Raw genomic sequence first — 12,918 nt, forward strand, 5'->3', positions numbered from 1 at the left:
TCATCCCGCTGGGGCCCTCGGCCAGCTTCGGGTTCCAGATCGTCGCCGGCGCCTCGGTCGGCAACGGCGACTGGATGATCCACTGCCACGTCCAACGCCACTCCGACCTGGGCATGTTCACCTTCCTCCACGTCGTAGAGCCGGGCGCCTTCCCCCTCCCACCCGCCGGGTCGATCGACACGCGGGAACACGCCGCCGCAGGCGCCGCACTGGCCCAGACCGGCACCCGCTACCGGGGCGCCTCCCAGCTCCCACCCATCCAGTCGGGCCAACCCGACCTGGGCTACTACTGCTCCCTACCCCTGTCCGCGTGGGACCAGGCCCGCAACGCCACCTGAACCAAACACCGCCACTCGCGCCAGCGTTCCTAGCGCTCGCGCAGTCCGGCTCGTTGGACGCGCAGGGAGGCATCGGTCGCGATGTCCAGCCGCTGGGAAGCTGAGCGCCGTCTCCCCGTGCGCGCCCCGGGCGTCGCTACAGGACGGTGCGGTTCGACATGGCTCGACTGGGAAGCGACGTGGCATCACGATCATCCACCCCACTGCCGTCGAGTGATGGACGTCGAGAACACCAACTCGCAGGGGCGTCGATGAGGCAGTCTACGACCGGATTGTCCTCCCCTGGGACCCACGTCAAGGTCACGCTGTTGGACTGCTCAGGTCACGAGGACTTCGGCATCAAGGTCGACCTGACCGTGCCAAGTCGTGCCAACCGCGCACGTCGCGAGGCTGCCTCAACTGTCCCGGTTCGACGTATCTCGCTGGGTTCGAGGCAGGTTCCTGGACTACGGATCAGGCGGCCGGGGGTTCGAACCCCTCCCAGCGCGCACCGCAGACCCGCGCTACGGCGGCGGTTTCGCCGTACAGTGATCCACGAGTTGCGAGCGCGGCCCGGTCGCCTGCCCCGGCCGCAAACGCGTCAAGCTCCCGAGCGAGATGGTCTCATGCCACGAACCGAGACCTGGAGCGCGCGATGGAGTACCGCACCGCCACCATCCACTGGGACACGATGTCCGGATCGGGTCGCCCATCGACCCTCCACGACGTGGAGGTGGCGCTCGAGGTGGGCTGGGTGCACGTGCGCCACGAGGATGGCGAGACGAGCTACCCCGCCAGCGCCGTCACCCGGATCGAGTGGGGCGCCGCTTCGGGGCCTGGCATCGGCTGAGCTGTGTGCATCATGACCATCGCCACACCCTGGAGTCGCGATGACCAGGCTCGAGTACAGCGTCACGATCCCACGTGGACCATCCCTTCAGGACCTCCAAGACGTCCTCTCCCGTCAGCTGGATCCCATCGTGGTCTCCGAGCTGGAGGGGATGAACGAGTTCCTGGTCGCGTTCGAGGGCCACGACCTCGACGAGCGGCGCGACGACGTGACGGCGCGGCTCGAGCAGGCACTCCGCGACAGGTTCGGCGATGGGTTCGCCGTCATCCAGACGCGGGTCGACTAACCGGCCCCGCCAGTCAGGTCATCTCCCGGGGGTGACGATCCCTCGGGCGATGTGCCCGCAGCAACGTGCCTCATCGTCGACGAAATCCTCGACGAGCTCGATGGTGCCATCCTGATCATCGAACGTCAGCCGCAGCCGGTCGTCGAAGCGCTCGCGTCGCCGTAGGCGGTCAGTCAGAGCGCGGAGCTGTGGCCGGCGCCGCTCGGCTGCACTCGGGTCGAGGGTGCAGGCGAACCGATCGGTCGTTCCGGCGTCGTCCATCTCTCCTCCCAGACCTCGTGTACGTCGGACCGTACGGGTCGTGACGTCGATCTCAAGTCGGGGCTCCTCTTGCACGACGAGGCCCGGACCGGTCGGCGCAGGAGCCGGGCTCCGCAGAAGGTACGCGTTGTACCCGGTACCATCCCGCGCAGTGCGGCGGTTGAGCCGTCGCCGAACACGATCCGAGCCCGCCGGTCCACGTTGGATCTCGCCCCTCGGAGACGATCCCCGGCTGCAGCCCGCTGCGCCTCCCATCGCGTGTTCACCACACACGCGTCCTCTCGCCCCGCTGCCACGCAGCCCCACGGCGACCGGGTGCTCACCCCACGAGAACCCTCGGGGGTGACCTGCAAGACCCGTCCCATGACGGGCCCACGGAGCAACCTTGAAGCTTCCCTTCGCCGATCTCGGCGTCCCCACCGATCTCGTCGAGCGACTCACCGCCGACGGCATCACCGACCCCTTCCCGATCCAGACCCTGACCCTCGCCGACGCCTTGGCGGGTCGCGACCTGTGTGGGCGCGCCCCGACGGGTGCCGGCAAGACACTGGCGTTCGCGATCCCGTTGGCGGCGCTCGCCGGCCGGGCGCGGTCGGGCCGGCCACGTGCGCTGGTGCTCGTGCCCACGCGTGAGCTCGCGGCGCAGGTCGCCGAGGCCGTCCGGCCGCTCGCCGAGGTCCGGCAGCGTCGGGTCGCCACCTTCTACGGTGGCACCGACCTCCGTCGGGACCTGCGGCACCTCGCACGGGGCGTCGACATCATCGTTGCCACGCCCGGCCGTCTCGCCGATCTCGTGCGGCGCAACAACTGCGACCTGAGCGACGTCGACCTGGTGGTCGTCGACGAGGCCGACCGTATGGCCGACATGGGCTTCCTACCCGAGGTCAAGCGACTCCTCGATCGCACCTCGAACCGGCGTCAGACCCTTCTGTTCTCGGCGACCCTCGATGGTGATGTCGACGAGCTGGTGCGTCGCTACCAGAACGAGCCGGTGCGCCGACACGTCGAGCCGGAAGAGGATCTATCCGACGTGCGCCACGTGTTCTGGCTCACCGAGCGCCACGACCGCCGGGGACTGACGGCCGACATCGTGCGCCGGTCGGGTCCGGCGATCGTGTTCACCCGCACCAAGCACGGGGCGGATCGGCTCGCTAAGCAGCTGAGCCAGGCCGGCATCTCCACCGCAGCGATCCACGGTGACCGCAACCAGCGCCAGCGCGAGCGCGCGCTGGCCGACTTCACCGAGGGACGCGTCACCACGCTGGTGGCCACCGACGTCGCAGCCCGGGGCATCCACGTGGACGCCGTTGGGGTCGTGATCCACTACGACCTACCCCGCACGGACAAGGACTACCTCCACCGCTCCGGTCGTACCGGCCGGGCCGGGGCGGCCGGCCTCGTCGTCTCGCTCGTCGCCGGAGAGCAGCGTGGGACCGTCGACCGCCTCCAGCGGACGCTGCAGCTGCCTCGTGGTCTGCACCAGCTCGACCTCGACCTGATCACGACCGGTGCGCAGCCGGCTCCGTCCACGAGCCGCGAAGGTCAGAGCCACCAGCGAGTGGGCCGCGACCGCACGACCTCGACGCCACGGCGCCGGAGCAACTCCAACCGGACACGAGGTGGCGCCCGAGGTCCGCGACGTCGGAGCGCCCGTTCCTGAGTTGGCCGATGACGAGTCGGGCCGCCATCGCGAGGATGAGCAGGTGCCTTGGCGAGACCTGAACCGAGAACGATCGTCGCGAAGTAGACGACATGACCGGGTTCACGATCGTCAGCCCCACGTGCGGCAAGCGCTCGGAGGCGACGGGAAGGTGCGAGGGCACCGGACGTCGAAGACATCCCCTCATCGGGGAGGATCGGGGGGGCCACGTGCGATCGTTCAGCAGTCTGGCAGCGCTCGGTGTGGTCCTGGTAGCCACCCTCGCACCCACATCGCCGGCCCCGGACCGCGACACCGAGCCGCCGGAGATCGTCGCCGTCGGCGCCCCGGCGGCGACCACGCTCCGCGCCGGTGAGGTCCTCGAATTCTCCGTCGACGTCCGCGGCGACGCCGACCCCTCCATCGCTGCCGTCTTCGAGGACCCCTACGGGCGCGAATGGACGGCTATCTGGGACTGGACCGATCACTCGGGCGACGTCAGCGAAGGCAGCGCCAAGGTCTACATCGGTCAGCACACCCCACCGGGCCGTTACGAGTTCGTCCGGATCGTGACGTACGACGTCAACGACAACGGCGCGTCGTACCACCGGGACGGGACCGTGACCTACCACCCCTCGGGTGCCAGCGGCTCGCACGGGTTCACGCTCCCTGGCTTCGAGGTCGACAACCCCACGGCGGACACCGAGGCGCCCCAGCTCCACGACGTCACCCTGGCTTCGTCCACGCAGATCGAGGTGGGTGACCTGGTCGCGTTCGAGTGGGACGCGTCCGACGGCGGCGGCGCCGGGTTGGACCGGACCACCTTCACCCTCAGGGACGCGCGGGGCGGCACCGTGTCCGTGTCCGGGCGCGATCCCTCGATGCTCGCCCGCCGTCACTCGACTGAGGTGTGGCGCGCCGGCGAGTACGTCGTCGACAACGTCCAGGTCGTCGATCACGCGTGGAACACGGCCACCTACCACCGCGACGGCACGGTGACGACCGAGCCGGGCGGCGCCACCTCGATGCACGATCTCGACCTCGCGTCCATCTCGATCGAGCTGTCCAACCCGGACGAGGACGTCACCGCCCCGCGCCTCGTGCGGGTCGAACCCCCCTCCGACCGATCCGTGCGGTGGCGCACCCTGGTCGAGTTCACGATCGATGCTGATGACGGCAACGGCCTCGGCCTGTGGTGGGGGGACTTCGAGCTGACCGGTCCGGGTGGCCTGACCCTCACCACGTTCAGGGACTCCGAGGGTCGGTGGCTGGCGTTCCCGTACGACGCCTACCCGCCGGGGCTGTACCGGGTCACGTCCGTGACGCTGGTCGACGGCGCTGACAACCGCGCCACCTACCACACCTCGGGCGCGGTCACCCCAGAGCCTGCGGGTATCGAGGCACCCGCGAACCACGCGATCGATCTCAGCCACGCCGTCATCGCCCTGGGTGTGCCCGACACCGTCACGAGCCTGCAGGTACAGCCGCGTGACGCGGCGCTGGCGGTCTCGTGGGAACCTCCGGACGACGACGGCGGGGCGACGATCACCGGCTACGACGTCACCGTCGACCCTGCGGGGATCGAGCGTCACGTCGAGGACGCGACCGCGGTCGAGATCGGCGGTCTCGTCAACGGCGAGGAGCAGACGATCACCGTGACCGCGGTCACGCACCGAGGCTCGGGCCTCATGGCTTCGGGAACGGGCGTGCCCTCCCCGCCCCCAGCAGCCCCGGCATCCGCATCCGCGGCCCCGGGAGCGGACGTCGGGTCGGTCCACGTCTCCTGGCAGCCGCCCGCCACCCAGACCCCCGCCGCCTTGCTCGGCTACGAGGTCGAACGGGACGGCGAGGTGATCGCCTCCGTCGGACCGGAGCAGCTGGCATTCGACGATCACGACCTGACACCGGGCCAGCCCGTCACCTACCGCGTCCGGGGCGTGAACGCGGCGGGGCCCGGGGCGTGGTCAGAGGCCGCCTGCACGCTCCCGTTCCCGTGGTTCGGACCTCCCACGCTGACCGCCGCGATCTGCGGGCACACCTGAGCCCCGATCCAGCCGGGTTCGTGGACGCCCTCGGCGTCGTCGGGATGGTGTGGCCTAAGTTTCTCGCATCGGCAGTGAGGCGACGTCGACGGTGGTCACGCTCTTCCTGTGCGGTGACGTGATGCTGGGACGCGGCATCAACCAGATCCTGCCCCATCCCGGAGACCCCACGCTGCGCGAGGGCTACTTGAAAGACGCCCGCGGCTACATCGAGCTCGCCGAACGCATCAACGGGCCGATCCCGCGCCCCGCCGACCCCACCTGGCCATGGGGGGAGGCGATCGCTGAGCTCGATGCGGCGGACGTGCGGGTGATCAACCTCGAGACCTCCATCACCCGCAGCGACGACTTCGCCCCGGGCAAGGCGGTCCACTACCGCATGCACCCTGACAACCTCGCGGGTCTGATGGTGGCGCGCCCCGACGTGTGCGTGCTCGCCAACAACCACGTCCTGGACTTCGGTCGCGGCGGGCTGGCGGAGACCCTCGAGGTGTTGGGAGATGCCGGGCTGCGGACCGCGGGCGCGGGCCGTGACCTCGACGCGGCACGACGGCCTGCTGTGGTACCGCTCGAGGGCGACGGCCGCGTGCTGGTCTTCGGGATCGGGATGGCGTCCAGCGGCATCCCCGCATCGTGGGCCGCCGGTGTCGAGGTGTCGGGCGTGCGGCTCGTCGGGCCGTCGACCCGGACGGCGGCGGACGTCATCGAGGACGTGCAGCAGCACGCGCGCGCCGGAGACGTCGTCGTGGCCTCGATCCACTGGGGCTCGAACTGGGGCTACACGGTCCCCGCCGTGCACGAGCGGTTCGCTCGGGCGTTGATCGACGGCGGCGTGGACGTGGTGCACGGCCACTCGTCGCACCATCCCCGCCCCATCGAGGTGTACCGCGACCGGCTCATCCTGTACGGCTGCGGGGACTTCATCGACGACTACGAGGGGATCAGCGGCTACGAGGACTACCGCGACGACCTGCGGCCGATGTACCTGGCGACCCTCGACCCGGGCACCGGTGCGCTGAGGCGGCTGCGGCTGGTCGTGCTCCAGGCGCGGCGGATGCGGCTCGAACACGCCACCGACGTGGACCGCGCCTGGCTCACGGGCACCCTCGCGCGGATCAGCCGCCGGTACGGGAGCCGCGTCGTGCGCGGCGCCGAAGGGCAGCCGGTCCTCGACCTGCGATCTCCACGTTCCGATGGTGGCACCTGACCCGTCGACCAGGCACGGGTCACCGCCCCGGCCCCCGCGACCTGACCAGCGCACCCGTCAGCAGCAGCGCCCCGAGCACCGCCGCCCAGAGCCCGCCACCGGTCGTCGGTAGCGGGGGTCGGGGCGCTGGCTCGACCCCAGGAGGAGATCCGGGGTCCGGGGCGGGAAGCTGGACGATCTGCTGGAACGTGGGTCGGTTCTGCCACGGGATGTCGGGCACCGAGGTGATGCCCGCCGGGATGTGGACGATGGCGTCGTCCTCCCACGTGCGCTGCCACGCCTCAACGTCGCCGCTGCCGAACTCCGCCTCGAGGTCGGCGATCGCCGCTGCGAGTGAGGCCCAGACGTCGGCTCGGCACGTCTCGAGGTCACCGCCCCCGCAGTAGGTGCGGTGGAACCGGTCGGTCACCGGTTCACCAAGGACCTGGCGCAGGTCCTTGTGCAGCTGTCCCCACGCCCCGAGGTTGAACGCCGACCCGAGGTGCAGCTGGGGCGGGTCGTGCAGGTCGATGTCGAGCGCGGTGAACGCATCGGCGGACCCGGCGGCGAATACGGCCGCGATCAGTCGCGGCCACCACGCGTCCAGGATCACGATGGCGGAGGCGTGGTCGTAGGTGGTCCCATCCGGGCCGAGCTGGCGCTGCCCACCGGATCGGTCCCAGGCCACGAGCAGGTCCCACATCTGCCCCACTCGAGGGTCCGCGTCGCCCGGCGGTTGGGCTCCGAGGAGGCGGCGCAGGAGCGGCAGCAGCTCCTGCGCACGCAGGTCCGTCGTCGCCGCCTCCGCCATCACCTCGACCGCCTCGGCGAGGGTGACCCCTCCTCGCTCGACGAGCGGGTCGGTGCGGGCCTGCAGCAGCTGGCTGCGGTGGACGGGCCCGCTCGTGAAGTGGCGGTCGTCGGTCCAGAAGGCGGGAGCCTGACGGTTGTTCCAGGAGATGATCCAGCCGCGGTCGGGGTCGAGGTCCCACGGCAGCTCGTCCTTGTCCAGGAAGTCGCTCCAGTCGCGCTCGCCGGTGCCCCACGTCGGCAGGTAGGGATCCACGCCGGGCGACCGGCGCGGGCAGCGGCACGAGGACTGGTAGCCGATGTGCTCGTCGTCGACGTAGAACCAGTTGAAGCTGAACTCGTTCCAGTCGCCGAACGCCTCGCGGAACGCTTCGAACCCGCGGGCCATGTGCGAGGTCGAGTTGAGGAAGTGGAACGACGGGGCGGACTGGGTCTCGCGGAAGTAGGTCGAGCGGTACACCGCCACTGCGACCGGGGTGCCGTCCTCGAGCGTGCCGCGGGCGATGAGGGGGCCGTAGATGGGTGAGCGTTCGACCCGCCAGGACAGCAGCACGTCCTCAGGGTCCTCGGGTGCTCCCGCTGCGGTCGGCACGGCGATCTGGGTGTGGTTCCAGCCCTCGATCGGGAGGCACTCGCCGTCGTGGCGGTGACCCGTCGAGTCGGTCGTCGGCTCGCCTCCGTCCGGCTCGCACAGGACGAGGATGAAGGTGTCCTTGGCGTCCGCCCTGGAGGTGGTGGCCGACCACGCGTGGTCGGCGCCGCGGCCGATCTGCACGTAGACGTCGATGCCGGCGAACCCGATCCCGCGCACGTCGATGTCGGGGCCGTGCACGTCGGCCTCGGTCAGCAGCTGGGGGACGAAGTAGCCGGTCTGCGGCCCGAAGACGGCGAGCGGGGTACCGGTCGCGGTGCGGTCGCCCGCGACCAGCAGCGCGTTGCTCGCCCCGCTGAAGTCGAGGACGAGCGGCCCGAACGGGCCTTCCACGACCCGGGTCGGGACCTTGGACTCCACCGCGTCGAGCACGTCTTCGAGGCTCGGTGTACTCGACTCGATCGGTCGGAGCGAGGCGCAGTCGATCGGTGGGACGGCTGCGGGGTCCGGCTCACCGAGCGTCTCCGGTGACATGTACGGGAACGGGTCGGGGGTGGTGACGGGTGCCTCGGCGTCGTCGGCGAACTTGAGGTCGTCGAACACGGCCCGGGCTCCGGCGGCCCCGAGCTCGTCGGCCATGGCGTCGATGCCGCACAGGTTGCGCAGCTCGCCACCGCCTCCTCCGCCGAAGATGCCGCCCACGAGCGAGGCGATCGCGACGATGTCCTCGAGGACGAACGGCTCCGGCACCTTCTGCAGCGCGGGGTACTCGGCCGGCAATTTGCTCGGGTCGAGCTGCGCCTCGGCGACGTAGGCGTTCACGCCCGCGATGTAGGCCTCCCCGTCGGCGCGGATCTGGCGTCCGAGCTCGCCCGCCGACTCGTCGGGGATGGTCTGGGCGGTCAGGTCTCCCTCGGTGTAGGGGGCGACCGCGAGCTGGTCGCGATCGGTCTGGATGTTGAACGGCGTCGGGCCGACGAACTCCGAGAGCCGTGCTCGGCCGGTGTGCCGCAGGATGTCCATCAGGAACAGCCGGTCCTCGGCGGTGGTGTAGCCCTTGGCGAAGAACGTGCCCTCGCGCGTGTCGCCGACGATGTGCGGCACACCGTGGCTCGCGTCGCGGATCACGACCACGTCCGCACGCCCCGCCGGCGCGTAGACCTCGCCGATGTCGTCGGGAGCCACGCCGAACGACGCGTCCTTGAAGAGCGTGTCGAGGTCCGCCTCCGCCAGCCCGGGGGAGGCGTCGAGCAGGGCGGCGTAGATCGGCAGCTGATCGGCGACGTGCGCAAGCCGGGGGTCGCCACGGTCCCCGGCTTGCCAGCGGAACTGCTCCTCCGCGTTCAGCACGCCGTCCTGTCCCGGAGGGAGCAGGTTGCGGAAGCCGGTGGCATCGCCGAATCCCCGGTACCGACCGTCGATCTCCTCGGCCACGAGAGGAGCGGGAAGCGTGGTCACCGCCGCCGCGGCGGCGACGATCAGCGCGAAGGTCCGCATCCCCATCCGGTGCAGGAGTAGCACAGCTCTCGACCCCCCTGTCCGGCTGACCGTGTTGGCTCGTGCGGGACCGGACCGGAGCCGTCACTTTGGGGGTGAAGTTGCTCAGCACCAGCCCCCGATCACGAGGAACGCTGTGCGCCGACTCCTGCTGTCCGCCTTCATCGTGACCGCGCTCTTCGCGGCCGGTTGCGGAGACGCCGACGACGGCGTCGCCCCGGACCCCACGGAGACCGCGACGGCGACGCCGGCCCCCACGGTCGCACCGACCGAGACCGTCGCCCCGACCGTCGAGCCGACGGCGACCACGCCCACCGAGCCGACCCTGGCGATGACGACGTGCGAAGCCGACCGCTTCAGCATCGATCATCCCCGGGACTGGGCGACCAACACCGGGGACGCTCCTCCCTGCCGCGCGTTCCACCCCGACGAGTTCGGTCAGATCGAGAACGAGGCCCTGCACTACGCCGTGCGCCTCTACATCGACCCGGTCGAGTTCGATCGCGTCGCGAACTCCGACGAGCAGCACGAGATCGTGACCCGCGAGGACACCGAGGTGGATGGTCACCGCGCCATCCTCGAGGAGCGTGTCGAGAGCGGGCAGGGACTGGCGCCGGAGGGGACGCGCACGTACGTGTACGTGATCGAGGTCAACCCCGAGGAGACGATGATCGTGGCGACGTACTCGATCGGCGACACGGACTACGAGCGTGACAAGGACGTGATGGACCGCATGGTCGACAGCCTCGTTTTCCTCGCCTGACCGACGCCCGACCGGCACGCTGTCGCCGGTGACCACCCCGATCCGCATCGACGATCCCGCCGACCCGCGGCTGGACGACTACCGCACGCTGCGGGATCCCGAGCTGCGCAAGCGCTACGAGAACAAGGTCGGCGTGTTCATCGCTGAGGGCCCCAACGTCGTCGCCGAGCTGCTCCGGTCAGACTACGGGACGCGGTCGGTGCTCGTCTCGGACAAGCGCTACCAGCGCCTCGACCTCGATGGGCTAGCCGCCCCCGTCTACCTCGCCGACCAGGACCTGATCGAGGAGGTGGTCGCCTTCCCCCTGCACCAGGGCGCCGTCGCCGTCGGGAACCGTCGACCGCTGCCCTCCCCGGACGAGGTCCTGGACGGGGCTCGGACGGTGGTCGCGCTCGAGGAGATGAACGACCCCGAGAACATGGGGGTGCTGTTCCGCAGCGTCCGTGCGCTGGGCGGCGACGCCGTGCTGCTCGGCCCCCGTTGCTCCGATCCGCTCTACCGACGCTGCGTCCGGGTGTCGATGGGGCACGTGCTGCACGTGCCGTTCACGGAGACGGAGGACCTGCTCGGCACGCTCGCGGATCTCGTGACCGTCGCGCTCGTCACCGACGGCGACGTCGAACTCGAGGAGCTCGCCGCCGCCCGACCCGAACGCCTCGCCCTCGTCGTGGGCGCCGAGGGAGCCGGACTCAGCCAGCAGATCCAGCGCGGCGTCGACGTCCGCGTCCGCATCGCGATGTCGTCGCGCGTCGACTCCCTGAACGTCTCGGTCGCCACGGCGATCGCGCTGCACCGGCTGCGGTGACCCGCCGTGAGGACGACCGTACTACCGTCTCGGGCCATCCGTCCCCGCAACTGGAGCATCCCGTGACCCTCCGTGTCGTGCAGTGGAGTACCGGCAACGTCGGCCGCAACGCCCTCGTGGGCATCGACGCCCGGCCCGACCTCGCGCTCGTCGGTGTGTGGGTGTCCTCCGATGCAAAGGCCGGCAAGGACGCCGGCGAACTCGCGGGCCTCGACCGCGAACTCGGCGTGGCCGCGACGACCGACGCCGAAGCGCTGCTGGGTCTCGAACCGGACTGCGTTGTCTACACCGCGATGGCGGACGACCGGCTTCCCGAGGCGATCGACGACCTCGCCCGGATCCTGCGCAGCGGCGCCAACGTCGTGTCCAGCGCGCCGGTGTTCCTGCAGTTCCCCGAGGACGTCGCTCCACCCGAGCTGATCGCCCCGGTCAAGGAGGCGGCGCTCGAGGGCGGCGCGTCGCTGTTCGTCAACGGCATCGATCCCGGCTTCGCCAACGACGCGTTGCCGCTGGCCATCACCGGCATCAGTGAGCGCATCGACCAGGTGCGCTGCCTCGAGATCCTCAACTACGACACCTACGACCAGGGCAAGGTCCTGTTCGAGATCATGGGCTTCGGCAAGCCGCTCGACGAGACCCCCCTGCTGCTCTACCCCGGCGTGCTGACCCTCGCCTGGGGCAGTGTCGTCCGTCAGATCGCAGCCGGGCTCGACGTCGAACTCGACGAGGTCGAGGAGTGGTACGAGCGCCGACCCGCCACCGCCACTATCGAGGTCGCCGCGGGCACGGTCGAGGAGGGCACCGCGGCCGGACTGCACTTCGAGGTCCGCGGCAAGAAGGACGGTCGCGACGTCGTCGTGCTCGAGCACGTCACCCGGCTCCACAACGATCTTGCCCCCGAGTGGCCCCAGCCCACCGGCCAGGGCTGCTACCGCGTGGTCGTGACCGGCCAACCCAACTACACCGTGGACCTGCAGCTCCTCGGCGAGGACGGCGACCACAACACCGCGGGTCTCAAGGCGACGGCGATGCGCCTGGTGAACGCCATCCCTGCGGTCGTGGCGGCGGAGCCGGGGCTCGTGACGGCGCTCGACCTGCCGCAGGTGACGGGGCGCGGTCTGGTCAGCTGATCTCGATGTCGGCGTCCGCCTCGGACGCGACCTCCCAGGCGTCCCACTGCTCCTCGTCCCACAGCTCGAGCTGGTCCAGGGCGCGGATCGGCGCCCAGCTGTGGCGGTGCAGCACGCAGGCACCGTGCCGGCGGAGGGCTTGCTGGTGCGGCGGCGAGGGGTAGCCCTTGTTCGACGCGAACTCGTAGACGGGAAACGTCGGGTCCTGATCCGCCATCAGCGTGTCGCGGGTCACCTTCGCCACGATCGACGCCGCCGCGATCGAGGCCGAGTAGGCGTCGCCGTGGACGATGCGTTCGTTGGTGGTGCCGTAGCCCGCCAGGAAGTCCCAGTTGCCGTCGATGAGCAGCACGTCGGGGCGCAGCTCGAGCGCATCGACAGCGCGTCGAGCGGCGAGCCGGATGGCATCGCTCATGCCCAGCTCGTCGATCTCGCCGTTGGAGGCGTGACCGATGCCGATGGCCTCGGCGAAGCCGTGGAGGCGCGTGCACAGCTCCTGCCGACGTTGCGGGTCGAGCGCCTTACTGTCCCGGAGCTTGTACATGCGTCGCGCGGCCGGCAGCACCACCGCGGCGTAGGTCACCGGCCCCGCCCACGCCCCGCGTCCCACCTCGTCCACACCCGCGACGACCGCTCCCTCGGCCCACCAGAGCTGCTCGTGCTTGATCCCCGGGACCAGGGGAAGGCGACGACCACGGCTCGTGGTCGTACGTCGGTTGCTCGCGGGCAGGGCCATCGGC

General features: G+C 70.5%; 11 protein-coding genes and 1 pseudogene. 9 read left to right on the forward strand and 3 right to left on the reverse strand.

Annotated features, from left to right (window positions below; all coding sequences use genetic code 11):
- From KY469_17515 to KY469_17525, 3 genes and pseudogenes are all read left to right on the forward strand, one after another.
- A pseudogene (locus KY469_17515) lies at nt 1-116 on the forward strand (multicopper oxidase domain-containing protein).
- An 856-nt stretch (nt 117-972) separates the two neighbouring features.
- The gene (locus KY469_17520) at nt 973-1,167 is read left to right on the forward strand and encodes a hypothetical protein (GenBank protein MBW3664899.1); all 195 of its coding nucleotides are present in this window, start codon (nt 973-975) and stop codon (nt 1,165-1,167) included.
- Between the two features lie 40 nt (nt 1,168-1,207).
- Nucleotides 1,208-1,453, forward strand: a complete 246-nt coding sequence (locus KY469_17525; protein MBW3664900.1) for a hypothetical protein — start codon at nt 1,208-1,210, stop codon at nt 1,451-1,453.
- 18 nt (nt 1,454-1,471) lie between these two features.
- Here KY469_17525 and KY469_17530 read toward each other — a convergent pair whose 3' ends face one another.
- Nucleotides 1,472-1,714 (reverse strand): hypothetical protein, encoded by a 243-nt coding sequence (locus KY469_17530; GenBank protein ID MBW3664901.1) that lies wholly within the window; start codon nt 1,712-1,714, stop codon nt 1,472-1,474.
- Between the two features lie 385 nt (nt 1,715-2,099).
- Between KY469_17530 and KY469_17535 the strand changes: the two genes are divergently transcribed.
- From KY469_17535 to KY469_17545, 3 genes are all read left to right on the forward strand, one after another.
- Entirely contained in the window at nt 2,100-3,374 is a 1,275-nt protein-coding gene (locus tag KY469_17535; protein ID MBW3664902.1) for a DEAD/DEAH box helicase, read from the forward strand.
- A 209-nt stretch (nt 3,375-3,583) separates the two neighbouring features.
- Nucleotides 3,584-5,395, forward strand: coding sequence for a fibronectin type III domain-containing protein (locus KY469_17540; protein ID MBW3664903.1), 1,812 nt, complete (start codon nt 3,584-3,586; stop codon nt 5,393-5,395).
- Nucleotides 5,396-5,516: 121 nt separating this feature from the next.
- Nucleotides 5,517-6,602 (forward strand): CapA family protein, encoded by a 1,086-nt coding sequence (locus tag KY469_17545; protein MBW3664904.1) that lies wholly within the window; start codon nt 5,517-5,519, stop codon nt 6,600-6,602.
- A gap of 19 nt (nt 6,603-6,621) precedes the next feature.
- Here KY469_17545 and KY469_17550 read toward each other — a convergent pair whose 3' ends face one another.
- A complete protein-coding gene (locus KY469_17550; protein MBW3664905.1) occupies nt 6,622-9,504 on the reverse strand; it encodes a penicillin acylase family protein in 2,883 nt (960 codons plus the stop codon).
- 112 nt (nt 9,505-9,616) lie between these two features.
- On the opposite strand from KY469_17550, the gene KY469_17555 reads away from it, so the two are divergent.
- The 3 genes from KY469_17555 (at nt 9,617) to KY469_17565 (ending at nt 12,178) form a co-directional block, all read left to right on the forward strand.
- Nucleotides 9,617-10,243: a hypothetical protein gene (locus KY469_17555; GenBank protein ID MBW3664906.1), complete on the forward strand. Its 627-nt coding sequence runs from the start codon at nt 9,617-9,619 to the stop codon at nt 10,241-10,243.
- Nucleotides 10,244-10,271: 28 nt separating this feature from the next.
- The gene (locus KY469_17560) at nt 10,272-11,048 is read left to right on the forward strand and encodes an RNA methyltransferase (GenBank protein ID MBW3664907.1); all 777 of its coding nucleotides are present in this window, start codon (nt 10,272-10,274) and stop codon (nt 11,046-11,048) included.
- Nucleotides 11,049-11,110: 62 nt separating this feature from the next.
- Nucleotides 11,111-12,178, forward strand: coding sequence for a diacylglycerol kinase (locus KY469_17565; protein ID MBW3664908.1), 1,068 nt, complete (start codon nt 11,111-11,113; stop codon nt 12,176-12,178).
- On the opposite strand, the gene KY469_17570 is transcribed toward KY469_17565, so the two are convergent.
- On the reverse strand, nt 12,171-12,914 hold the full coding sequence (locus KY469_17570; GenBank protein ID MBW3664909.1) for a ribonuclease HII: 744 nt from the start codon (nt 12,912-12,914) through the stop codon (nt 12,171-12,173). The two genes, KY469_17565 and KY469_17570, sit on opposite strands and share 8 nt — an antisense overlap.
- Nucleotides 12,915-12,918: the final 4 nt, after the last annotated feature.

It is taken from the genome of Actinomycetota bacterium (assembly GCA_019347575.1).
Classification (GTDB): Bacteria; Actinomycetota; Nitriliruptoria; order Nitriliruptorales; family Nitriliruptoraceae; genus JAHWKY01.

Excerpts from the sequence above, each read along its gene's own strand:
- KY469_17525 (MBW3664900.1), top strand. The coding sequence starts at position 1,208 with ATGACCAGGCTCGAGTACAGCGTCACGATCCCACGTGGACCATCCCTT.
- KY469_17545 (MBW3664904.1), top strand. The coding sequence starts at position 5,517 with ATGCTGGGACGCGGCATCAACCAGATCCTGCCCCATCCCGGAGACCCC.
- KY469_17530 (MBW3664901.1), bottom strand. The coding sequence starts at position 1,714 with ATGGACGACGCCGGAACGACCGATCGGTTCGCCTGCACCCTCGACCCG.
- KY469_17520 (MBW3664899.1), top strand. The coding sequence starts at position 973 with ATGGAGTACCGCACCGCCACCATCCACTGGGACACGATGTCCGGATCG.
- KY469_17570 (MBW3664909.1), bottom strand. The coding sequence starts at position 12,914 with ATGGCCCTGCCCGCGAGCAACCGACGTACGACCACGAGCCGTGGTCGT.